The sequence below is a fragment of the Streptosporangium sp. NPDC004379 genome, from assembly GCF_042873875.1.
Taxonomy (GTDB): domain Bacteria; phylum Actinomycetota; class Actinomycetes; order Streptosporangiales; family Streptosporangiaceae; genus Streptosporangium.
Window position 1 is genome coordinate 102107 of the sequence record NZ_JBIAMC010000022.1, and the last position, 21566, is coordinate 123672.

A 21566-nucleotide genomic window follows, 5' to 3' on the forward strand; every position below is an offset into this window, starting at 1 on the left:
GCCCGACGTGGTTCCGCCTCATCCGGCCCCGCATGACCGGTCTCACCCGGTCCGGCCGCGCCGTCTCATCCGGTTTCGCGGCCCCGGGTCACGCCGGCACGTAGATCCGCTCCAGGTAGCCGTTGGCGACCAGCCAGCTCACCGGCAGCTCCGCAGGGTCCTGCGGCGCCTCGGGGATGTACTTGCTGAGCAGGTGGTACTGGATCCCCCCGCCCCGCAGCTGGAACGCCGGGGCCGCCGGGCCCGCGTCCACCCGGAACGCCTTCAGCACCTGGTAGGCGTGGTAGCTGCACGGGTACTCCGGCGCCGCCGGGAAGGTGTTGAGGTTGCTCGGGGGCAGCGCGCGCCCGACGTAGGAGCCGCCGAAGGGCGCGAGGAACGAGCCGCCCTCGCCGCCGAAGCGGTCGAGCTTCCGGCCCACGGGCAGCGTCACGGTCGTGACCAGCGGCCTGCCGTTGGGCCAGCCGCCGGAGGTGGCGAAGCCGAAGTACGGTGGGTAGCGGTAGAACCCGGTCGTCTCGTCCTGGTAGCGGTAGAGGAACTTCCACGGCGGCAGCCCGCCCAGCGGGGTGTAGCCGCGCAGGATGCTGCCGAGCAGCCCTCTCCTGGGCAGGTACACCGGCCCCAGTTCCGGCTTGTCGGCGATGTACGGCGGGCCACAGAGCTGTCGCGGCTGCGGGCCCGGCGGTGGTCCGGGCGGCGGTCCGGGCCTGACGCCGGGCCTGGTGTGGGGCGGCGGTACGGGCCAGGTGCCGGTGCCGGCGGCGTTCGCGCCGGCGACGGCCGGTGGGGCCTGGACGGCGTCCGTCCGCGGCGCCGGCACGGTCACCGGAGCCCGGTCCGCCCGCGGCGCGGCCGCCCCGGCCGGGGCGGCGGGCGGGACGGCCGGGACCGAGGCCGGGGACATGGTGTCCGTGGCCGGTCCGGAGCGCGGAGCCGCGACCGGGTCCGCGCACGGGACGCCGGGGGCCGAAGCGGCCGTCCCGCCCGCCGGCGCCGGCCGGCCGGTCGCGGGCAGACAGTACGCCCCGCCGGGCGCGGGAGCGGCGCCGGAACGGGTGTCGTCCTGTGCCGCCGCGGCGGCGCCGGACACCGTGGCGAAGGCGCCCATGGTGCTCAGGGCGGCTGCCAGCAGCGCGCGTCGTGGTGAGTACCGCACGATTCCTCCCGAGGAATTAGCGCATGGCTGAATGGCGGCTTCGCGCCGCATCAGCGGATGAGCGGGGAAGGCGCGCGGAATACGGCCGTTCTCCCGTGAATTTTCCCGGGCCGGGCCGTCCGGAGGCGGCGGCCTCTGCGCCCGCCGCCGTCCGTTCCGGACGGACGGCCGATCCGGGGCTTACCCGGCTATTCGTCAGGGGCAGTGCGTGAGAGTTAATCTAATGACAAAAGTAGGACGACATAAAGGGCTTCCGCTTGTATCGCTAATCAGTTTCCTAAAAAGCCCTGGAAGCTATTAATGGCTATATATCCCTTTTTCGGAACAGGGGGGTGTCCTCCCAGAGCGCGGCGGCGGCCTCGGCGCACGCCACGTCCTGGGCGACGGTGCCTCCGCTGACGCCGACCGCCCCGGCCACCCGCCGCTCCTCGCCGGGGTGGCGCAGCGGCACGCCGCCGCCGAAGCAGACGTACCTGTCCCCGGGGAGGCCGTACAGCTCCCCGCCGGGCCGGACCAGGCGGGCCAGGTCGGCGGTGGTCATCCGGTGGGCCACCGCGGTGTACGCCTTGCCCGGGGCCAGCGTCACCCCGGCGATCTCCGCCCCGTCCATGCGCTGGAAGGCCACCAGGTGGCCGCCCGCGTCCACCACGGCCACCGAGACGAGGGCGCCCTCACGCCCCGCCTGCCGAACCGACGCCTCACACATCCGCAGCGCGAGTTCGATGTTCACCGGGCTCCTTCGGCCGTGGCACCCTTTTGCGGGACAATTCGGTTTGTATCCGCCACCGCCCGGCGGTGCAAGATCCCATACGGGATCCGAAGCCTTCGCAGCGCGGCTCCCGCGCACCGCCAGGTCCTGTTTCGTGGATCTTCGCCGTGGCGAGGGGCCGCCTGGGCGACCGCGGTAGGCGAAAGATCCACAGAACAGGACCTACGGAGGATCCATGCACGACGGCCGCCCGCCGTACCCGGACCGGCCGGAGCGGGTCCACGACCTGTCGGCCGGCGACGGTGCGCTGGCCGCCGCGCACCGGGCCGCCCGCGAGGCGGCGCGGCTCCACGGGATGCCCCGCGCCGGGGTCACGCTGATCAACGTGTCGGAGAACGCCACCTTCCGGCTGGACGACCCGGACACCGGGGAGCGGTCGATCCTGCGGGTGCACCGATCCGGCTACCACTCCGTCGCGGCGATCCGCTCCGAGCTGGCCTGGCTGGAGGCGCTCCGCGAGGAGGCGGGGGTCCGCACCCCCCGGGTGCTGCCCGCCCCCGACGGCTCCCGGGTGCTGACCGTCCCCGGCGCGCCGCCCCGCGCCTGCGTGCGGTTCGAGTTCCTGCCCGGCGCCGAGCCGCCGCGGGACCGCCTGGTGGCCGGGTTCGGGCGGCTCGGCGCGGTCACCGCGCGGATGCACCGGCACGCGCGCGCCTGGCGGCGCCCGGCGGGCTTCACCCGCTTCCACTGGGACCACGCCGCCGCGCTGGGCGCCGGGTCGCGCTGGGGCCGCTGGCAGGACGGCCCCGGCGTGGACGCCGAGGCGCGCGCCGTGCTGGGGCGGCTCGACGCGGAGCTGCGCCGCAGGCTGCGCCGGTTCGGCCGGGGCCCGGACCGCTACGGCCTGATCCACGCCGACCTGCGCCTGGCCAACCTGCTGGTGACCGGCGACGGGCCGCCCAGCGTCATCGACTTCGACGACTGCGGCTTCGGCTGGTACCTGTACGACCTGGCCGCCGCGCTGAGCTTCATTGAGCACGACCCGCTGGTCCCCGAGATGATCGCCTCCTGGCTGCGCGGCTACCGGGACGTGCTGCGCCTGCCGGCCGAGGACGAGGCGGAGGCCTGGACCTTCGTCATGTTCCGCCGCCTGCTGCTGGTCGCCTGGATCGGCACCCACTCCGGCGTGGACATCGCCGCCGAACTGGGTGCGGGCTACACCCGGGGGACCTGCGAGCTGGCCGAACGCTACCTCGGCGGCACGCTCGCCTGACCGCCGCGGGCCGTCACGGCCCGGCCCCACCGTGGCGGGCCGGTCCGTGGCGGGCCGCTCCATGACGGTGTGGCCCCTGCCGGGCCGTCAGTCCTCCAGCTCCCGGCGGACGTCCTCGTCGTCCGGCGCCAGTTCGAGGGCGCGCCGCAGGTCGGCGGACGCCTCCCCGGCACGGCCCGCGGCGCGCAGCGCCATCGCCCGGTTGTACAGCAGCGCGGGGTCGTCCCCCGACTCCAGCGCGCGGGTGAAGTCGGCGATCGCGCCCGCGGGGTCGCCGGTCTCGAACGCCAGAGCCCCCCGCCCGGCCCACGCCGCCGCCAGCGACGGCGCCCGCTCCAGGGCGCCGTCGAACGCGGCCCGCGCCCGGTCCGGCCGTCCCCCGGCCGCCTCGACCTGCCCCAGCGCGCACAGCAGGTACGGGTTGCCCGGATCGATCGCGAGCCCGGCCTCGATATCGGCGCGGGCCCCGCCGTACTCGCCGAGCGCGGCCAGCAGCCCGGCCCGGTTGGCCAGCGCGTCCACGAACCCCGGGTCCAGCTCCAGCGCGTGGTCCAGATCGTCGAGGGCGCCGCGGTGGTCGCCGGCGGCGAAGCGGATCTCGGCCCGGTTGTAGTAGGGCTCGGGGAACGGCGGGCCGGCCCGCATCGCCGTCTCGTAGTCGGCGACCGCCTCCTCCTCCCGGCCCAGCCGGTGCAGCAGGTTGCCCCGGTCGATGTAGTAGTCGGGGTAGCCGGGGTCGGCCGCGATCACCGCGTCGAGGTCCCTGAGCGCCTCCTCCGGGCGGCCCAGCATCACGGCGAGCTGCGCCCGGTTGGCCAGCAGCACCAGCCGGTGGATCGGGTGCTCGTCCGGCCCCAGGTCGCGCCCGGCCAGTTCGACGGCCTCCTGGACCAGCTCCAGGGCCCTGGCCGGGCGGCCGAGCCGTACCTCCACCAGGGCCCTGCCGTTGAGGTCGAAGCCGAGCTTGAAAGCCCGCTCGCGCGGGTCGGGCAGCAGCGTGGAGATGGCGATCGCCTGGTTGACCCAGGCCAGCGCGGCCTCCGGGTCGCGGCGCGCCGGGTCGTGGTGGCGGACCTTCAGCATCGCGGTGGAGTAGGCGGCGGCGGCGTGGACGGCGGGGGAGACGCTCTCACGTCTGGCCCGGTCGAACAGGGCCTCGGCCTCCTCCTCGCGGTTCAGCGCGCCGAGCGCGGTCGCGGTGCTGTGCAGGAAGCGCCACCAGACCTCCGGCTCGGCGGCCGGGTCGGTCAGCGCCAGCGCGCGGGTTCCCAGTTCGGCCACCGCGTCGTGGCAGCCGGCGTCCAGGCACCATCGGACCGCGAACCGCAGCGCCTCCACCGCCCGGCGCGGGTCGGCGCCGCGCTCGCGGTGGTAGGGGATCGCGCCGAGGCGGGCGCCGACGGTGCCCTCCCGCTCCAGCTCGTCGGCGATGGCGTCGTGCTCGGCGGGGGTGAGGGCCTTCCAGGGATCCCCGGGATCCCTGGGATCCCCGGGCCCGGTCGGCTCCGCGGGTCCGGGGGGCTCGCCGGTCATGACGGTCAGCGATCCCGGGTCGATCCGCCGCCGCAGCACCGCCAGCAGCTCCCGATCGGTGGGGTCGGCCAGGTGGACGTTCTCCACCACCAGCGTGCGCGGCCCGGTCTCCGCCAGGTGCTCGCGGACGAACTCGGCGAACCCGTTGGCCAGCCGCAGCGTGCGCCGGGGGGCGTGGACCAGGATCCGCTCGGCCCGCGGCAGGTGGGCGGCGAGCGACCGGCGCCTCTCCGGGATCAGCTCGCCCATGTCGGGCGCCATGGCCCGCAGCTCGATGTCGTAGCGGGCGACCAGCTCCGGCCGGGCGGCGGGCACCAGCGCGGCGACGATCGCGCCCCCGGCGGTGTACGGCCCGCGCAGGCGCCGGTCGGCGTCGACGGGGGGCAGGAGCAATGGCGGAAGGGGCGTGTTCTCCGGCGGTGACTGTCCCCGGCTCACCGTTCTCCTCTGCGCGTTCTTCGGGAACCGGCACCCGTCTCTGGGCGCCGGTTCCACGTTTTTTCGGATTTTTCCGGCGTCAGCCTACGTGCTTGGGGCTCGCGGCCCCCGTCAGCGCCACTGTGCCGGGCTTGTGAACAATGATGAGTTTCATTGCGCGGGGCCTTCCTCGATACCAAGAACAAACCGCAAGTATTCGCACTGATCACCGAGGCTGACAAGATCTTTTTCTTATGGTGGCCGGATCAGGACACTCACTGGACAAAAGGCCCCTGGAAGGTTCCACGGCTCACGGGCGCGGCTGCTGCTGGGTGATGCAGTGGATCCCGCCGCCGAGGGCGAAGATGGGCCGGGCGTCCACGGTCTCGATGGCGCGCCCGGGGAAGAGCCGGGCGAACACCTCCGCCGCCGCGGCGTCGCGCGGATCGCCGAACGAGCACAGCAGCGCCAGGCCGTTGGCCAGGTAGTGGTTGATGTAGGAGTAGTCGACCGGCTCGCCGTCCACCTCGCGGGTCTCCGGGGCGGGCAGCTCGACGACCTCCAGCGCCCGGCCCCGGGCGTCGGTCGCCGACCGCAGGACCCGCAGGTTCTCCCGGGTCACCTCGTGGTCGGGGTGGTCCGGGTCGGGCTGGACGTGGCAGAGCACCAGGCCGGGCCGGGCGAAGCAGGCCAGCAGGTCCACGTGCCCGCCGGTGCCGTACCGGCCGTAGTCGGCGGTCAGGCCGCGCGGCAGCCAGATCACCTTCCGCGCGCCGATCCGGTCGCGCAGCTCGGCCTCCACCCGCTCCCTGGTCCAGCCGGGGTTGCGCCTCTCGTCGAGCTGGACGGTCTCGGTGACGATGACCGTGCCCTCCCCGTCGACGTGGATGCCGCCGCCCTCGTTGACCATCTCCGAGCGGAACCGCCGCGCGCCCACCCGCTCCAGTACGGCCGCCGCCACCAGGTCGTCCTTGGCGTGGGCGTGCCATCCCCAGCCGTTGAACGTCCAGTCGACCCCGGCCAGGCCGCCGGCGCCGTCCACCAGGAAGGTCGGGCCGTTGTCGCGCATCCAGCAGTCGTCCAGCGGCTGTTCCATCACCTCGACCTCCGGCGCCAGCCACCGGGCGGCGGAGTCCCGCTCGCCGGGATCGACGACCATCGTGACGGGCTCGTAGCGGACGATCGTGTTGGCCACGGCGGACCAGGCGCGGTGCGCGGCCTCAGGTCCGGCGTCGAGGGTGTAGCCGGGGACCGGCCAGGACATCCAGGTGCGCTCGTGCGGGTGCCACTCCGGCGGCATGAAGAACAACGTGGGGCTCCTTCCAGGGCGGGGAGGGGGGCGTGGGATCGCGTGTCCGGACCCTCCCGGACCCTCCCGGACGGGACGGGACGGGACGGGAGGGCCGGGGCGGTCAGAGGAAGTACAGGCGGCTCAGCGAGACCGACTCGGCGGGTTCCGAGCGCACCGGGTCGCCGTCGAGGGTGACCAGGCCGGCCGCGTCCACCCGCACCTCGCCCAGGCGCGCGTTGCGCACCAGGTCGGCGGGGCCGATGCCGCGGGTGCCGCGCACGGCGACCCGGCGGCGGCGGGTGGTCATGCGGTCGTCGCCGGACTCGACCGCGGCCCGGCTGACGAACGCCACCGACAGGTCGGCGGCGGTCGCGCCGTGCGCACCGAACTGCGGGCCCAGCACCAGCGGCTCACAGATGTCGGTGGAGGCGTTCGGGTCGCCGGTGACGCCGTAGGCGGGGAAGCCGGCCTTCAGCACGAGCTGCGGCTTGGCGCCGAAGTGGTCCGGCCGCCACAGCACGATGTCGGCCAGCTTGCCCGGCTCCAGCGAGCCGACCTCGTGCGCCAGGCCGTGCGCGATGGCCGGGTTGATCGTCAGCTTGGCGAGGTAGCGCAGCACCCGTTCGTTGTCGTGCCGCTCCGGGGCGCCCAGCTCGGCCTTCATCTTCCCCGCCATGGCGAACGTCCGGCGCACCGTCTCGCCCGCCCGGCCCATGCCCTGGGCGTCGGAGGAGGTGATGCCGATGACCCCGAGGTCGTGCAGCACGTCCTCGGCCCCCATCGTGCCGGCCCGGATCCGGTCCCTGGCCAGCGCGGCGTCCCCCGGCAGCTCGGGCCGCAGGCCGTGCACCGAGACGATCATCCCGTGGTGCTCGGCGACCGCGTCGCGGCCGAAGGGCAGCGTCGGGTTGGTGGAGGAGCCGATGACGTTGGGAACGCCGGCCAGCCGCAGCACGTTCGGCACGTGGCCGCCGCCGCAGCCCTCGATGTGGAAGGCGTGGATCGTGCGCCCGTCGAGCACGGCCAGGGTGTCCTCCACCGACAGGCACTCGTTCAGGCCGTCGGTGTGCAGGGCCACCTGCACGTCGTGCTCCTCGGCGACCCGCAGCGCGGTGTCCAGCGCCCGGGTGTGCGCCCCCATGTCCTCGTGCACCTTGAATCCGCTCGCGCCGCCCTCGGCGAGGGCCTCCACCAGCGGGGCCGCGCCGGAGGACGAGCCGCGCGCCAGGAACCCGATGTTCACCGGCCAGGCGTCGAAGGCGTTGAACGCGTGGCGCAGCGCCCACGGCGAGTTCACCCCGACGCCCCAGACCGGCCCGAACTCCTGGCCGATGATCGTGGTGACGCCGGAGGCCAGGGACGCCTCCATGATGCGCGGGCTGAGCAGGTGCACGTGGGTGTCGATCGCCCCGGCCGTGGCGATCAGCCCCTCGCCGGACACGATCGCGGTGCCGGTGCCGACCACCACGTCCACGCCGTCGAGGGTGTCGGGGTTGCCGGCCCGGCCGATCGCGTGGATCCGCCCCTCCCGGACGCCGATCGAGGCGGTCCGCACGCCCAGGAACGGGTCCAGGATCAGGACGTTGCTGATCACCAGGTCGCAGGTGTCGCGGACCGAGGCGGCCTTCAGGTGCAGCCCGTCGCGCGCGGTCTTGGCGAATCCGGCGATGAACTCGTCCCCCGGCCGGTGGGCGTCGTGCTCGACCTCCACCACCAGGCCGGAGTCGCCCAGCCTGACCCGGTCGCCCCTGCGCGGGCCGTACACGCTCACCTGCCGCCCCCCTCGCCCGTTCCCGCCGGTCCGGCCGGCCGGGGGTGTGCGGGGCCGCCGGCCCCGCCCGTCTCCTCGCCGCCGAGATACCCGCAGGCCCGCGCCTTGTCCATGGCCCGCTCGAAGGCGCCGGGCGCGTCCAGCGGCCCGTCCACCAGCCCGGCGAACCCGATCGCCACCCGCGCGCCGCCGATGGGCGTCAGCCGGACCGTACGGCCCTCGCCCGGGTCGAAGCGCACGGTCGAGCCCGCGGGGACGGCCAGGCGCCGCCCGTAGGCCGCCGCCCGGTCGAACCGCAGCCGCGGGTTCACCTCGAAGAAGTGGAAGTGCGAGGTGACGCTGATCGGCACGGTCGCGGTGTTGACCACCTCGACCTCGACGGCGTCCTCCTCCGCCGGCGCCTCCCGGGGCGCCTCGATGACCGCGCCGGGGGCGGCGTCCCCGAGGGAGCCGCCGCCGAACGGGTCCGTCACCACGGCCAGCCGGGTGCCGTCGTCGAAGACCGCCTCGACCATCACCTCGGTGACGACGTCGGCCACCCCGGGCAGCACGTCGTCCGGGCCCAGCACGGCGCGGCCCGCCGCGACGGCCTCGGCCAGCCGGGCGCCGTCGCGGGCGGCCTCGCAGACCGCGTCGGCGACCAGCGCGGTGGCCTCGGGCACGTTGAGCCGCAGGCCCCTGGCCTTCCTCGCCCGCGCCAGCTCCGCCGCGGTGAACAGCAGGAGCCGGTCGCGTTCCGTCGGTGTCAGCCGCACGCGATCTCCCTTAGAACGGATTTCAAACTTAGAACGGCATTCTAAACAGGTACGGTGATGAGCCATGACTGCGAAGCCGGCGCGCCCCGACGTGCGAGCCCACGTGCTCCGGGCGGCGCTGCAGGCGATCGACGAGGTGGGGCCGGAGCGGCTGCGGGTCCGCGACATCGCCGAGCGGGCCGGCATGAGCAGCGGCCACGTCATGTACTACTTCGGCAGGCGCGACCGGCTGATCGTCTCGACCCTCCTGCTCAGCGAGGACGAGCTGGCCGAGCGCCGCACGGCCGAGCTCACGGCCGTCGCCGACCCGGTCGAGGCGGTCCGGCGGCTGGTGGAGCTGTACCTCCCCGGCGGCGCGGGCGACGTCCGCTGGCGGCTGTGGGCCCAGATCGTCGCCCAGCCGCCCCGGGACGAGGAGACGCTGACCCGGATCGCCTCCTTCACCGGCACCTGGGTCCGCGAACTGGCCGCCCTCGCGGTCCGGGGGGCGGGGGAGGGGGTGTTCCGCCCGCTGGACGACCCGGAGGACTTCGCCGGGCGGATCTGCCGGATCATGGACAGCCTCGCGGGCGACGTGTTACTCGGGCTGCCCGGCCGCGACGCCGGATGGGCGCACGAGCAGGCCATGCGGGCGATCTCCCGGGAGCTGCTGCCCTGAGCGCGGCCCGGACACCAGGTAGACCAGGGCGGCCAGGAGTTGCACCCCGGCCCCGGTCAGCAGGGCCGCCGGCACCGAGTGCTCGGCCAGCGGCCCGGCGACCGCCGAGCCGACCGCGAAGGCGCTGATCTTCAGGCTCGCCGCCGTGGTGAAGACCTGCCCGCGCAGCCGCTCGGGCGCGTCGCGGTGCCGTACCACGAGCACCGCGATGAGCTGCGGCCCCTGACCGAGACCGGCCAGCACCGCGGCGACCACCGCCGTCGCCGGGGAGCCGGCCACGGCGGCCAGCACCGAGCCCGCGGCGATCGGCAGCGTGCCCAGCAGGATGACCCGGTCCGGCACGGCGGGCGGGCGGCGGGCCAGGACCATGTTGGCCACCAGCGCGCTCGCCGCCAGCGCGGACAGCAGCAGCGTGCCGTAGCCGTCCTCCCCGGTGAGCCGGGCGCCGAGCAGCGGCGCGCAGACCGTCAGGACGCCCGCCCCGGCGAAGGACACCGTCGTGGTGAGGGTGGCCCGCCGCAGCCGGGGGTGCCGGGTGATCGCCGACAGCCCCGCGGCCATGTCACGCCACAGCGGCTCGCGCGCCGCGCCCGCCGCACCCGCGTCCCCGGCCTCAGGCGCCCCCTTCGAGCCCTCCCGCGCCGCGTCCTCCCGCGCGGCCTCTCTCCGCGCCGCGTCCTCCCGCGCGGGGGAGCGGGCCGGGAGCGTCCAGGCCGCCGGTACGGCCAGCAGCACCAGCCCGATCGACACCGCGACCGCCGCCGGCGCCCCGGCCGCCGTGGCCAGCGCCCCGGCCAGCGCGGGCCCGCCCAGGCTCGCCACGTTGTACGTCAGGCCGTCCAGCGCGCTGCCCCGCCGCAGGTCGTCATCCCCGGCGACCAGCGGCAGCTGGGCCGTCCAGCCGCCGGTCAGCGCGGGCCCCAGCACCCCGGCGAGCACCGCGACGCCGACCAGCGCCGGTGTCGGGACATGCCCCAGGGCCAGCAGGATGACCAGGAGCCCGGCGGCGTAGGCCGCCAGCGCCCCCGCCAGCATGCGGCCCGGCCGCGGGGAGCGGTCCAGCAGGGCGCCGAAGACCGGGCCGCCCACCGCCGAGGAGATCGTCAGCCCGGCGAGCAGCGACGAGGCGACGGTCACCGACCCGGTCGCGGAGAGCCCCAGGAGCAGCAACGCGGGCCCCGACGTGTCGTCGCCGGTCCGGGCCGCGACGGTGCCCGCCAGATATCCGGCGAGTCTGTAACGGCTTCTCATTCATAAGACGTTACACTAGGGGGCGTGCTCAGATCCACGAGGAACACGGCCGACCGCGCGGCAGACCTGGTCGCGGTGCTGCTGGACACCCCGGCCGTCGAGAACGTGAGCGAGGTGCTCCGCGCGTACGGCGAGCGCGGCCCGGGTGGCGACCTCGGCCTCACCGCCGGCGACGTCGCCGCCATGCGGGAGGCGGCGGCCCGGCTGCGCGAGGTCTTCGCCGCCGCCGACCTCGACGAGGCCGCCGGGCTGCTCAACCGGATCCTCGCCGAGTCCGCCCGGCCGCCCCGGCTGACCACCCACGACGGCACCGCCGACTGGCACCTGCACGCCGACGGCGAGGACGACGCCCCCTGGGCCGAGTGGTTCCTGGTCTCCTCCGCCATGGCCCTGGCCATGCTGCTCACCGAGCACCGGCGGATGCCCGGAGGCATCTGCGCCGCGCCGGGATGCGACCGCCCCTTCGCCGACTCCTCCCCGGGCAGCCCCCGGCGCTTCTGCTCCTCCCGCTGCGCCACCAGGGCCCGGGTCGCCGGGCACCGCACCCGCCGCGCCGTACCGCCGGCCGCCCCCGGCGGGCCGCACGGGGCGCAGGCCCGTCTGCCGGAGAGGCCGTCTAACGGCTGAGCGGGGAGGCGGCCCCCTGCGGTCACGGCGCCGGCTCAGGCCATTGCTCAGTCCGCGGCACCCGGCCTGAGCAGGCCGGTCTCGTACGCCGCCGCCACCGCCGCCGCCCGATCCTTCACCTCGAGTTTGGCGAAGACGTGCAGCAGATGCGTCTTCACCGTGGCCTCGGTGACGAACAGTCTCGAGGCGACCTCGCGGTTCGTCGCGCCACGGGCGACGAGCCCGAGCACCTCCAGCTCCCGGCGGCTCAGCGCCCGAGGTCCGGACGCCCGTGGCCCGGTCGCGTGCGGGCCGGACGCGCGCGCCCGGTCCGCCAGCACACCCGCCACGGTGGCCGACAGCACCGTCTCGCCCCGGGCCGCCGCCCGTACGGCGCGGCACAGTTCGGCGCGCGGGGTGTCCTTGAGCAGGTAGCCGGTGGCGCCCCGCTCGATGGCGGGCAGGACGTCGGTGTCGTCGTCGAAGGTGGTCAGGACCAGCACGTGGACGCCGGGCGCCTGTTCGCGGAGCCGCCGGATGACCTCCGCGCCGCTCATCTTCGGCATGCGCAGGTCCAGGAGCACGACGTCGGGGGCGGTCCGCAGGGCCACGACGAGCGCCTCCGGCCCGTCGGCCGCCTCACCGACGACCTCGAAGGCGTCGTCCCCGGCGAAGATCCCGCGCAGCCCGTCACGGACGACCGGGTGGTCGTCGACGATGACCAGACGGATCGGCATGTCTCACCGCGCCTTTCCGGAGCGGCCGGACGATTCCGGATCCGCGCCCGCGGGGATGGCCGGAACGGTGGCGGAGATCCCCGTCCCCTGGCCGGGGGCCGTCTCGACCTCGAAGGCGCCGGCCAGACGGATGATCCGCTGGCGCATCGCGATGAGGCCGAAGCCGCCCGCCTGCGAGGGGTCCGTCGCCCCGGGAACGAAGCCGGAGCCGTCGTCGCGCACGTCCAGCACCGCCACATCCTCCATGTAGGACAGGGTGAGGCCGACCCGGGTGGCCGAGGCGTGCTTGCCGACGTTGGTCAACGCCTCCTGCGCCACCCGCAGCAAGGTGATCTCCACTTCCGGATGCAGCGGCCGGGGGTCGCCGGTGACCGACACGGACACGGGAACGCCGGCGGCCCGTGACCATTTCCCGGCGACGTCGTGCAGGGCGGCGACGAGCTGGGCCTCGTCCAGCGGCGCGGGGCGCAACGCCTGAACCGAGCGCCGGGCGTCGTTCAGGCTCTCCCTGGCCAGGGTCCGCACCGTGTCCAGGCGCGCGCGGACGGCGGATGCGTCACCGATCACGGCGTCGGCGGCTTCGAGCTGGGTGATGACGGCGGCCAGCCCCTGGGCGACGGTGTCGTGGATCTCCCTGGCCATCCGCTGCCGCTCCGCGAGCACGCCGGCCTCACGGGCGCTGGTCAGCAACCGGGCCTGCAGGCTCGCGTTCTCCTCCGCGAGGGCGGTCAGTTCGGCCCCGGCCTCCCGCAACCTCGCGATCATCACCCTGCGGTTCTCGTTCTGCCGGCGGACGGCCTGGCCGACCAGGCCGATCGCGGAGGCGACCAGCAGCGCGGCGAGGAAGGCGAAGAGCATCTCGCCCGGGGTCCGTTCATGCCCCGGACGGGCGACGACCAGCACACCGGCCGTCGCGGCCACCCCCGCGTACGCCCACCACCCCGGGATCAGGGTGAAGGACTGGACGAACATCACCAGGGCCGTCACCGTGAACAGCGTGTCGATCCTGATCAGCATCCCGATGACGGCGAGCATCACGACGAAATAGACGATCACCGCCGCCGGCCGTCCGGTCCGGCCGGGGCGTGACGTGACCATGAACCAGTGCCAGGCCGCGACGAGCAGCACCAGGAACGGCACCTCCGGCCTCCAGCCCCGCGGCAGGGCGAAGACCGCCGGAAGCAGGATGAACAGGTACGGCAGGGCGATCCAGACGCGATCCCCCCGTGCGACGGTGGGATCGTCGGCCGCTACCACCGGAACGCCCGGAGGGCGACACCGCCGGCGACGATCGATATCGCGACCATGACGCCCAGGGTAACCGGGGAGGTCGCGCCACCGGCCCAGCCGTCACGGATCGCCCGCACGGCGGGGGCCATGGGGGTCAGGTCACCGATGGCACGCATCGAACCGGACATGGTCTCGCGGGGGATGACGGCGCCGGATACGAACCCCATCGGGAAGAAGAGGCTCAGTCCGATCACCGTCGCGGTGCGGCCGCCGGGGGCGAGCGCGCCGACGAGGAGGCCGATGGAGCCGAGGCTCAGTGCGCCGAGCGTCCACGCCAGCAGGACGCCCGCCGCGTTCGCGGGCGCAGCCAGTCCGTAGAAGGCCAGGCCGGCGACGACCAGCAGCGCCGTTCCGAGCGCGGCCAGCAGCATGTGGGCGGCCCACTGGGCGGCGAACAGCATGGTGGGCGAGGCGGGGGTGGCACGCAGCCTCTTCAGCACCCGGCGTTCCCGGTACCCGGCGAGGGTGGCGGGGAGGATGACCAGCGCGGCCAGGCCGATGACGAAGACGCTCAGCATCGGCACCGTGGCGTCGACGGCCGGCAGGCCGCCCGGCAGCGGCCGGCCGGTGCGCAGCTTGACCCACAACATGATCGCGGGGAAGGCCAGGGCGAAGAACGCCGACATCGGGTCACGCGCGATCAGCCTGAGCTCGACCGCGATGACGTGCCCGGCGCCCTTCACACGCCGTCCCCTCGGGTCAGCGCGAAGTACGCCTCGTCCAGCGAGCCGGATCGCCCCTGTGCGATCAGCTCGCACGGGGTGCCCGCGGCGATGACCCGCCCGTGGTCGATGACCGCGAGACGGTCGCACAGCGCCTCGGCCTCGTCCATGAAGTGGGTGACCAGCACGACGGTGACGCCGCGTTCGCGCATGGCGCGGATCAGGCCCCAGGTCGTACGGCGGGCGGCGGGGTCCAGGCCCGTGGTGAGCTCGTCGAGGAAGACGACCTCGGGGTCGCCGACCAGGGCCAGTGCGATGAACAGCCGCTGCTTCCAGCCGCCGGACAGGCTCGCGAAGCCGTGGCGTCTCTTCGCCGTCAGCCCCCACTCGTCCATGAGCGTCCGCCAGTCGGCGGGCTCGTCATAGAAGGAGGCGTACATCCGTAGCGCCTCATCGACCTTGATCGCGTCGGGCAGGGCCGCCTCCTGCAGCTGGGCTCCGACGCGTTGCAGCAGCTCACGGCGATCGGTCCGCGGATCCAGTCCCAGCACCCGCAGGGTGCCGCCGTCCCGGTCCCGCAGTCCCGACGCGCACTCCACGACCGTGGTCTTCCCCGCCCCGTTGGGGCCCGCGACGCCGAAGATCTCGCCGCGCTCCACCGTCAGTGAGACGTCCTCCACCGCCCTGACGGTCCGATAGCTCTTCCTCAGGCCCTCGATCTCGATGACTGTCATGCTCCGAGGGTCACCGAGGGACGGCGCCCCCGGAATCCACCGAACGGTTGATGGGGGAGACCTCCGGACCCGGGCCGGCGGAGCACTCGCCGGAGGCGGGACCGTGCGCCCGGAGGCGGTGCGCCTGCCGTGGGTGCTCCGCGGAGGTGCGGTCGCCGCGGTGTGCCCGTCCGCGGTGCGTCGCGGCTCCGGAAAACAGAAGACCCCAGGCCGCCGGCCTGGGGTCTCTCCTGGGTGGACGATACTGGGATTGAACCAGTGACCTCTTCCGTGTCAGGGAAGCGCTCTCCCGCTGAGCTAATCGTCCTCGTCGAAGCCAGAGGTGGAGACGGGATTTGAACCCGTGTAGACGGCTTTGCAGGCCGTTGCCTCGCCTCTCGGCCACTCCACCGAGTGAGGGCCCGCAGGCCCCTTCCGAGCGGAAGACGGGATTCGAACCCGCGACCCTCACCTTGGCAAGGTGATGCTCTACCACTGAGCCACTTCCGCGTGCGACTTCCGGGCCGAGGCCCGGTCTCACGGGTAGAACTCTAGCGAATGGCGGCCGACTCCCCAAACCGGAGCGCGCCGGGGCCCCGGAAAGAGGGCCTTCCGGCTCCCTGAATGAGGCACTCCGGCGAGTGGTGGAAGACGGCGGACCGGGTGACGATGGCGGGGCGGCCACCTCCGCTTGTAAGGGTCTAACATCACATACACCAGTTACCATCCACCGCGAGAGAGTGACACCATGCGCGACAACGAGGTCGTGAACGTCGGGACCGAGCCGCTGAGCTTCGACGACGTCGTCAAAGTGGCCCGGCACGGGGCGACGGTGCACCTGACCGACGACGCCGTGGCGGCCGTGGCCGCGGCCCGTACCCGGGTGGACGAGCTGGCCGAGAGCCCCGTCCCGGCCTACGGGGTCTCCACCGGGTTCGGAGCCCTCGCCACCCGGCACATCGAGCCCTCGCTGCGCGCCAGGCTCCAGCGCTCCCTGATCCGCTCGCACGCCGCCGGGTCGGGGCCCGAGGTGGAGACCGAGGTCACCCGGGCGCTGATGCTGCTGCGCCTGCGCACCCTGGCGACCGGCCACACCGGCGTGCGCCCGAAGACCACCAAGGCGCTCCAGGGCCTCCTCAACGCCGGCATCACCCCCGTGGTCCACGAGTACGGCAGCCTCGGCTGCTCCGGAGACCTGGCCCCCCTCTCCCACGTGGCGCTCACGATCATGGGTGAGGGCGTCGTCCGTGACGCCTCCGGGCGGCTGACGGACGCCGCCGAGGCGCTGAAGCAGGCGGGCGTCGAGCCGGTGGAACTGGCCGCCAAGGAGGGCCTCGCCCTGGTCAACGGCACCGACGGCATGCTCGGCATGCTGATCCTGGCCATGGACGACCTCACCCGGCTGTTCCGCGTCGCCGACGTCGGCGCGGCCATGAGCATCGAGGCGCTGCTGGGCACCGACCGCGTCTTCGCCGCCGACCTGCAGGCCCTGCGCCCGCATCCCGGCCAGGCCGCCAGCGCCGCCAACCTCCGCGCGCTGCTGGCCGGATCGCAGATCATGGACTCCCACCGGGACGGCACCTGCACCCGTGTCCAGGACGCCTACTCCCTGCGCTGCGCCCCGCAGGTCGCCGGGGCCGCCCGCGACACCCTGGCACACGCCGCGTCGGTCGCCGCCCGGGAACTGGCCTCGGCGATCGACAACCCGGCGGTCCTGGCCGACGGCCGGGTGGAGTCCAACGGCAACTTCCACGGAGCCCCCGTCGGATACGTGCTGGACTTCCTGGCCATCGCCGCCGCGGACATGGCGAGCATCTCCGAGCGCCGCACCGACCGCATGCTGGACGTCGCCCGCAGCCACGGCCTGCCGGCCTTCCTGGCCGACGACCCCGGTGTGGACTCCGGCCACATGATCGCCCAGTACACCCAGGCGGCGATCGTCTCCGAGCTCAAGCGCCTGGCCGTGCCCGCGAGCGTGGACTCCATCCCCAGCTCCGCGATGCAGGAGGACCACGTCTCCATGGGCTGGTCGGCCGCCCGCAAGCTGCGCCGGTCGGTGGACGGGCTCACCCGGGTACTGGCGGTGGAGATCCTCACCGCGGCCCGCGCGCTGGACATGCGGGCGCCCCTGCGGCCCGCCCCCGCCACGGCCGCCGTGGTGGCCTGCCTGCGCCAGGCGGTCTCCGGCCCCGGACCCGACCGCTTCCTCGCGCCGGAGATCGAGTCGACGGTCCGGCTCGTGGCCGACGACTCGGTCGTCGCGGCGGCCGAGGCGGTCACCGGCCCCCTGGCCTGAGCCCCGCCGTCACCCCGGGACGGGCGGCGGCCGGCTCACCGGAGCCGTCAGGCGGCCGGGGCGCCCCGGTCCGCCGCCCCCGCGCGCGGCCGGAGGCGTCCGCCCGGCCTGCCGTACCCGGTGTGGCCCCGCGGACCGGTCACCGCTCCGCGGGCAGGGCGGCGATCACCTCCACCTCGATCATCAGCCCCGGCCGGAACAGCCGCGACACCTCCACGGTGGTGCTGGCCGGAGGCTCGCCGGTGATGTACCGGCCGCGGACCGCCGCGTACTCCAGCAGCCTCGACATGTCGGTCAGATGGGTCCGGATGTGGGTGACGTCGTCGAACGTGCAGCCCTGGTCGGCGAGGATCCGCGCCAGCAGTTCCATCACGTGCTCCGACTGGCGGGTCATGTCGTCCTCGCCGACGACCCGTCCCTCTCCGTCCAGCGCGACCTGCCCGGAGACGAACAGCAGGCCCGCCGCCTTCGTCGCGTGCGAGTAGCGGCCGTTGGTGGCCGGTACCGACGCCGGGTTCACCTTCGCCACGCCCCTGCTCGGCCTCACCCCTCCGGCGGCGGCATGATCGAGGATGTCCGCGCCGCCCGCCGTACGGTCCTCCGTACGGCGGGCCGCCCGCAGGTGGCCGAAGACCGCCGTCAGGTCGGCGCCGCCCAGCCCCGCCGCGGCCGCCTCCAGCAGCCTGTCCCTGGCCGCCGCCGTGATCGTCCCCGTCCCGGGGGACGCCAGCGTCAGGTCTTTGGCGGCCAGCCCGAGGGCGTAGCGGGTTTCGAAGGGGCCGTTCTCGGCCGCGGGCCGCACCCGCTCGACGAGCCCGCCCAGCGGGGTGCCGCCCAGCACGTCCAGCAGCACGCCGGGGTCCACACCGCCGGCCTCCGCGCGGGCCAGGGTCTCGGCCAGCAGCACCTGGGCGGGGACCAGCGCGCTCATCACCGCCACCTTGAGCGCGGCCCCCGCGCCCGGCCCACCGGCCTCCCGGACCCGGCCGAACACCTCCAGCACCTCACGGCAGCGCGCCAGGTCCTCCGGCGCGCCGCCGGCGAGCACGGTCAGTGTGCCGTCCCGCGCGGGCCCCACGCTGCCCAGCACCGGAGCGTCCACCAGGCCCACCCCCACGGGGAGCAACGCGCGGAGCCCGGCCACCGCCTCCGGCCCGATCGTGGACATCTCCGCCACCAGGGTCCCCGGGCGCAGGCCGGGGAGCGCCTCGGTGAGCACCCCGCGGACCGCCTCGGGATCACTGAGCATGGTGACCACCAGCTCCGCCTCCGCCACCGCTGCGGCGGGGGAGCCGGCGACGGCCGCCCCCTCCAGCGTGCGGGGGGTGCGGTTCCACACCGTGACCTTGTGCCCGGCTGCGACGAGGCGGCCGGCCATGGGGGCGCCCATGCGCCCCAGACCGAGGAAAGCAATCATGGGTGTCACCGTACGGACGCGCGTGCCATTCCACCAGCGACTACATTTCATGTCATCCATGCGTAGGAGGAATGTGTTCGACACCGACGCGCTGCGCCTGCTGGACGCCGTGGCCGCCACCGGCTCGTTCACCGCGGCCGCGGCCCGGCTCAACTACACCCAGTCGGCCGTCTCCCGGCGGATCGCCGCCCTGGAGACGCAGGCGGGCGGCCCGCTGTTCGACCGCCTCGCCCGGGGCGTCCGGCTCACCCCGGCCGGGCAGGCGCTGCACCACCACGCCCGGGTGGTGCTGAACCGGCTGGCCCGCGCCGAGGAGGAACTGGCCGGCATCCACGGCGGGCACCGGGGCACGCTGCGCGTCGGCGCGTTCGCCACCGCCAACGTCGCACTGGTCCCCGGCGCGCTGCGCGCCTTCGCCGACCGCTTCCCCGACGTGGCCCTCACCCCCGTCGAGGGCCCCAGCGGCGGCCTGCTGCGCCGGATGCGCGAGGGGGAGCTGGACGTCGCGGTGGTCAGCGACTACCCGGCCGGACTGCCCTACGACGAGGACGTGGAGCTCACCGGGCTGGTGGAGGAGGAACTGCTGGTCGCGCTGCCCCGCGGGCACCGGCTGGCCGGGCTGGAGGTCGTCGACCTGCGCGAGCTGCGCGAGGAGACCTGGATCGAGGCGCCGCCGCCCGGCGGGACGACCCTGCTCGCCCAGGCGTGCGCCCGCGCCGGCTTCGCCCCCCGCGCCACCGTCAGGATCGCCGAGTGGACCGGCAAGTTCGGGTACGTCGCGGCGGGGCTCGGCGTCACCCTGGTGCCGGCCCTGGCCGCGCCCGCCGTACCGGCCGGCCTGGTGCTGCGCTCCCTCGGCGGGTCCGCCCCGCGCCGGACGGTCTCCACCGCCCTGCCCCGCACGCCCCTGCCCGCGGCCCGCGCGCTGGTGGGGCTGCTCACGGAGACGGTGGAGACGGTGGGACGGCAGCCGCACGCATCAGCGGGACAATAGCCGCATGCACGACTCGTTCGCCCACGCCGGGGGGTTCCTGGCCACCCGGCTCCGCGACGTCACCACCGACGTGTCCGCGCTCGACGGCGAGGGCTGGTGGGCCGTCGTGCTCGACTACGAGGGCAAGGTTACCTGCGCGCGGTTCGACGACGTCCGCCGCGCGCCGCTGCCCGCGCCCCGCCGCCCCTGGCGCGGCCCCGCCCCCTCGGCGTGGCGCAGCTCCCTCGACCGGGCCGCCTACGAGGAGGGGGTGCGCCGCATCCGCGCCCGCATCGAGCGCGGCGACGTCTACCAGGCCAACCTGTGCCGGGTGCTGACCGCGCCGCTGCCCGGGGACGCGGACCCGCTGGCGCTGGCCGTACGGCTGGCCGAGGGCAACCCCGCCCCGTACGCCGCCACGGTGTGCCTGCCCGGCCGCAGCGTGGTGTCGGCCTCCCCGGAGCTCTACCTGTCGCGGGACGGAGACACGGTCGAGTCCAGGCCGATCAAGGGGACCGGCGCCACCGCGGACGACCTGCTGGAGAAGGACCGCGCCGAGAACGTGATGATCGTCGACCTGGTCCGCAACGACCTGGGCCGGGTCGCCGAGGTCGGCTCGGTCACCGTGCCGGCCCTGTGCGAGGTCGAGGAGCACCCCGGCCTGGTGCACCTGGTCTCCACGGTCCGGGCCCGGCTCGCCCCCGGATACGGCTGGCCGGAGCTGCTGACGGCGACGTTCCCGCCCGGTTCGGTGACCGGCGCGCCCAAATCCACCGCGCTCGGTGTCATCGATGAACTCGAACCCGAACCGCGGGGGCCCTACTGTGGTGCTGTGGGCTGGGTCGACGCCGACCGGGACCGGGCGTCGCTGGCCGTGGGCATCCGCACCTTCTGGATCTCCTCCGGCGAGATCCGCTTCGGCACCGGCGCGGGCATCACCTGGGGCAGCGATCCACGACGCGAATGGCACGAGACCGAGTTGAAGGCCGCGCGGCTGGTCGCGCTCGCCTCCACATCCGGTTCGGCAGGTTCAGGAGGAAACTGATGAACACCCCCGTATGGGTCAACGGGAAACTCGTTCCGGCGGACAGCGCCACGGTGTCGGTCTTCGACCACGGGCTGATGGTCGGCGACGGCGTGTTCGAGACGATCAAATGCGTGAACGGCGTCTCCTTCGCGCTCACCCGCCATCTCGACCGGCTCCGGCTCTCCGCGCGGCGCATGGACCTGCCCGAGCCCGACACCGAGGCGATCGCCGAGGGCGTGCGGGCCTGCCTCGCCGAGGCCCCCGCCTGGCCGCTCGGCCGGATCCGCGTCACCTACACCAGCGGCCCCGGGCCGCTCGGCTCCGACCGCGGCGACCAGGGCTGCACCGCCGTGGTGATCGTCGGCGAGCAGAAGCCCTTCCCGGCCGCCGCCGACGTCACCGTCGTGCCCTGGCCGCGCAACGAGCGCGGCGCGCTCGCCGGGGTGAAGAGCACCTCCTACGGCGACAACGCCAAGGCCCTCTCCTACGCCAAGGCGCGGGGCGGCGGCGAGGCGATCTTCGCCAACCTCGCCGGGAACCTCTGCGAGGGCACCGGGAGCAACGTCTTCATCGTCCGCGACGGACGGCTGATCACCCCCACCCTGGCCTCCGGCTGCCTGGCCGGGGTCACCCGGGCGCTCACCCTGGAGTGGTGCGGCGGCACCGAGGAGGACGTCCCGCTGTCGGCCCTCCACGAGGCCGAGGAGGCGTTCCTGACCTCCACCACCCGCGACATCCAGCCCATCCGCGCGGTCGACCAGACCGTTCTGCCGGCCGCGCCGGGCCCGATCACCTCCAAGGCGATGCGGGTCTTCGCCGAGCGGGGCGCCGCCGACCTCGACCCGTGATCCGCCGCCGGGCCGCTTCCTGCGGCCCGGCCGCGACGCGTCCGGTCCCCGGGGGCGGCCCCGGGCCGGGGGGCCCCCCCGGGGGGGGGGGGGCGGGGCGGGGGCCCCCGCCGGGGGGGGGGGGGGCGGCCCCCCCCCCGCCCCCCCGGCCGGGGGGGGGCGGGGGGGCGCCCCCCCGGG

At 74.7% G+C, this 21566-nt stretch carries 19 protein-coding genes and 3 tRNA genes; 7 read left to right on the forward strand and 15 right to left on the reverse strand.

The window, feature by feature from the left end; all coding sequences use genetic code 11:
- Window positions 1-88 precede the first annotated feature (88 nt).
- Entirely contained in the window at window positions 89-1159 is a 1071-nt protein-coding gene (locus ACFYSC_RS33380; RefSeq protein ID WP_389969549.1) for a glycohydrolase toxin TNT-related protein, read from the reverse strand.
- Window positions 1160-1463: 304 nt separating this feature from the next.
- Complete coding sequence (locus ACFYSC_RS33385) at window positions 1464-1889, reverse strand: heme-binding protein (RefSeq protein WP_389969551.1); 426 nt, start codon at window positions 1887-1889, stop codon at window positions 1464-1466.
- Window positions 1890-2103: 214 nt separating this feature from the next.
- On the opposite strand from ACFYSC_RS33385, the gene ACFYSC_RS33390 reads away from it, so the two are divergent.
- Complete coding sequence (locus tag ACFYSC_RS33390) at window positions 2104-3141, forward strand: phosphotransferase (protein ID WP_362934071.1); 1038 nt, start codon at window positions 2104-2106, stop codon at window positions 3139-3141.
- Between the two features lie 87 nt (window positions 3142-3228).
- Here the strand turns inward: ACFYSC_RS33390 and ACFYSC_RS33395 are convergent, their stop codons facing one another.
- The 4 genes from ACFYSC_RS33395 to ureA all read right to left on the reverse strand — a co-directional run bounded on the left by ACFYSC_RS33395 (window position 3229) and on the right by ureA (window position 8908).
- The gene (locus ACFYSC_RS33395; RefSeq protein WP_389969553.1) at window positions 3229-5067 is read right to left on the reverse strand and encodes a tetratricopeptide repeat protein; all 1839 of its coding nucleotides are present in this window, start codon (window positions 5065-5067) and stop codon (window positions 3229-3231) included.
- A gap of 334 nt (window positions 5068-5401) precedes the next feature.
- The gene (locus ACFYSC_RS33400; protein ID WP_362934321.1) at window positions 5402-6391 is read right to left on the reverse strand and encodes an agmatine deiminase family protein; all 990 of its coding nucleotides are present in this window, start codon (window positions 6389-6391) and stop codon (window positions 5402-5404) included.
- A 112-nt stretch (window positions 6392-6503) separates the two neighbouring features.
- Window positions 6504-8153, reverse strand: a complete 1650-nt coding sequence (locus tag ACFYSC_RS33405) for an urease subunit alpha (RefSeq protein ID WP_389969555.1) — start codon at window positions 8151-8153, stop codon at window positions 6504-6506.
- Window positions 8150-8908: an urease subunit gamma gene (gene ureA, locus ACFYSC_RS33410; RefSeq protein WP_389969557.1), complete on the reverse strand. Its 759-nt coding sequence runs from the start codon at window positions 8906-8908 to the stop codon at window positions 8150-8152. Before ureA ends, ACFYSC_RS33405 begins: the two co-directional genes overlap by 4 nt.
- Window positions 8909-8972: 64 nt before the next feature.
- On the opposite strand from ureA, the gene ACFYSC_RS33415 reads away from it, so the two are divergent.
- The gene (locus ACFYSC_RS33415) at window positions 8973-9566 is read left to right on the forward strand and encodes a TetR/AcrR family transcriptional regulator (RefSeq protein WP_389969558.1); all 594 of its coding nucleotides are present in this window, start codon (window positions 8973-8975) and stop codon (window positions 9564-9566) included.
- Here the strand turns inward: ACFYSC_RS33415 and ACFYSC_RS33420 are convergent.
- Window positions 9486-10817, reverse strand: a complete 1332-nt coding sequence (locus ACFYSC_RS33420) for an MFS transporter (RefSeq protein WP_389969560.1) — start codon at window positions 10815-10817, stop codon at window positions 9486-9488. The two genes, ACFYSC_RS33415 and ACFYSC_RS33420, sit on opposite strands and share 81 nt — an antisense overlap.
- Window positions 10818-10841: 24 nt before the next feature.
- On the opposite strand from ACFYSC_RS33420, the gene ACFYSC_RS33425 reads away from it, so the two are divergent.
- Entirely contained in the window at window positions 10842-11444 is a 603-nt protein-coding gene (locus ACFYSC_RS33425; RefSeq protein WP_389969562.1) for a CGNR zinc finger domain-containing protein, read from the forward strand.
- A gap of 47 nt (window positions 11445-11491) precedes the next feature.
- Here the strand turns inward: ACFYSC_RS33425 and ACFYSC_RS33430 are convergent, their stop codons facing one another.
- The 7 genes from ACFYSC_RS33430 to ACFYSC_RS33460 all read right to left on the reverse strand — a co-directional run bounded on the left by ACFYSC_RS33430 (window position 11492) and on the right by ACFYSC_RS33460 (window position 15335).
- Window positions 11492-12160, reverse strand: a complete 669-nt coding sequence (locus tag ACFYSC_RS33430) for a response regulator (protein WP_389969564.1) — start codon at window positions 12158-12160, stop codon at window positions 11492-11494.
- Window positions 12161-12163: 3 nt separating this feature from the next.
- Window positions 12164-13417, reverse strand: coding sequence for a sensor histidine kinase (locus ACFYSC_RS33435; RefSeq protein WP_389969566.1), 1254 nt, complete (start codon window positions 13415-13417; stop codon window positions 12164-12166).
- Entirely contained in the window at window positions 13411-14133 is a 723-nt protein-coding gene (locus ACFYSC_RS33440) for an ABC transporter permease (RefSeq protein ID WP_389969568.1), read from the reverse strand. Before ACFYSC_RS33440 ends, ACFYSC_RS33435 begins: the two co-directional genes overlap by 7 nt.
- Complete coding sequence (locus tag ACFYSC_RS33445; RefSeq protein ID WP_389969570.1) at window positions 14130-14846, reverse strand: ABC transporter ATP-binding protein; 717 nt, start codon at window positions 14844-14846, stop codon at window positions 14130-14132. The genes ACFYSC_RS33440 and ACFYSC_RS33445 overlap by 4 nt, the downstream gene beginning before the upstream one ends.
- A 235-nt stretch (window positions 14847-15081) precedes the next feature.
- Window positions 15082-15153: transfer RNA gene (locus ACFYSC_RS33450), tRNA-Val, on the reverse strand.
- Between the two features lie 13 nt (window positions 15154-15166).
- Window positions 15167-15237: transfer RNA gene (locus ACFYSC_RS33455), tRNA-Cys, on the reverse strand.
- 26 nt (window positions 15238-15263) lie between these two features.
- Window positions 15264-15335 (reverse strand) — tRNA-Gly (locus ACFYSC_RS33460).
- Window positions 15336-15573: 238 nt separating this feature from the next.
- On the opposite strand from ACFYSC_RS33460, the gene hutH reads away from it, so the two are divergent.
- Window positions 15574-17121 carry a histidine ammonia-lyase gene (gene hutH / locus ACFYSC_RS33465; RefSeq protein ID WP_389969572.1) on the forward strand — a complete coding sequence of 516 codons (1548 nt, stop codon included), beginning with the start codon at window positions 15574-15576 and terminating at the stop codon, window positions 17119-17121.
- A gap of 139 nt (window positions 17122-17260) precedes the next feature.
- On the opposite strand, the gene ACFYSC_RS33470 is transcribed toward hutH, so the two are convergent.
- Complete coding sequence (locus tag ACFYSC_RS33470; RefSeq protein WP_389969574.1) at window positions 17261-18538, reverse strand: NAD(P)-binding domain-containing protein; 1278 nt, start codon at window positions 18536-18538, stop codon at window positions 17261-17263.
- Between the two features lie 58 nt (window positions 18539-18596).
- Here ACFYSC_RS33470 and ACFYSC_RS33475 point away from each other — a divergent pair, with 58 nt between their 5' ends.
- From ACFYSC_RS33475 to ACFYSC_RS33485, 3 genes are read left to right on the forward strand one after another with little or no spacing between them, the layout of a single operon-like run.
- Entirely contained in the window at window positions 18597-19532 is a 936-nt protein-coding gene (locus ACFYSC_RS33475; RefSeq protein ID WP_389969576.1) for a LysR family transcriptional regulator, read from the forward strand.
- Between the two features lie 4 nt (window positions 19533-19536).
- Window positions 19537-20556 (forward strand): chorismate-binding protein, encoded by a 1020-nt coding sequence (locus ACFYSC_RS33480; protein ID WP_389969578.1) that lies wholly within the window; start codon window positions 19537-19539, stop codon window positions 20554-20556.
- Complete coding sequence (locus ACFYSC_RS33485; protein ID WP_389969580.1) at window positions 20556-21386, forward strand: aminotransferase class IV; 831 nt, start codon at window positions 20556-20558, stop codon at window positions 21384-21386. The genes ACFYSC_RS33480 and ACFYSC_RS33485 overlap by 1 nt, the downstream gene beginning before the upstream one ends.
- The last annotated feature ends 180 nt before the right edge of the window (window positions 21387-21566 follow it).

Bases quoted from the DNA above. Each gene is read 5' to 3' on its own strand.
- ACFYSC_RS33390 (WP_362934071.1), top strand. From the start codon at position 2,104: ATGCACGACGGCCGCCCGCCGTACCCGGACCGGCCGGAGCGGGTCCAC.
- ACFYSC_RS33400 (WP_362934321.1), bottom strand. From the start codon at position 6,391: ATGCCGCCGGAGTGGCACCCGCACGAGCGCACCTGGATGTCCTGGCCG.
- ACFYSC_RS33415 (WP_389969558.1), top strand. From the start codon at position 8,973: ATGACTGCGAAGCCGGCGCGCCCCGACGTGCGAGCCCACGTGCTCCGG.
- ACFYSC_RS33420 (WP_389969560.1), bottom strand. From the start codon at position 10,817: ATGAGAAGCCGTTACAGACTCGCCGGATATCTGGCGGGCACCGTCGCG.
- ACFYSC_RS33430 (WP_389969564.1), bottom strand. From the start codon at position 12,160: ATGCCGATCCGTCTGGTCATCGTCGACGACCACCCGGTCGTCCGTGAC.
- ACFYSC_RS33445 (WP_389969570.1), bottom strand. From the start codon at position 14,846: ATGACAGTCATCGAGATCGAGGGCCTGAGGAAGAGCTATCGGACCGTC.
- hutH (WP_389969572.1), top strand. From the start codon at position 15,574: ATGCGCGACAACGAGGTCGTGAACGTCGGGACCGAGCCGCTGAGCTTC.
- ACFYSC_RS33470 (WP_389969574.1), bottom strand. From the start codon at position 18,538: ATGATTGCTTTCCTCGGTCTGGGGCGCATGGGCGCCCCCATGGCCGGC.
- ACFYSC_RS33475 (WP_389969576.1), top strand. From the start codon at position 18,597: ATGCGTAGGAGGAATGTGTTCGACACCGACGCGCTGCGCCTGCTGGAC.
- ACFYSC_RS33480 (WP_389969578.1), top strand. From the start codon at position 19,537: ATGCACGACTCGTTCGCCCACGCCGGGGGGTTCCTGGCCACCCGGCTC.
- ACFYSC_RS33485 (WP_389969580.1), top strand. From the start codon at position 20,556: ATGAACACCCCCGTATGGGTCAACGGGAAACTCGTTCCGGCGGACAGC.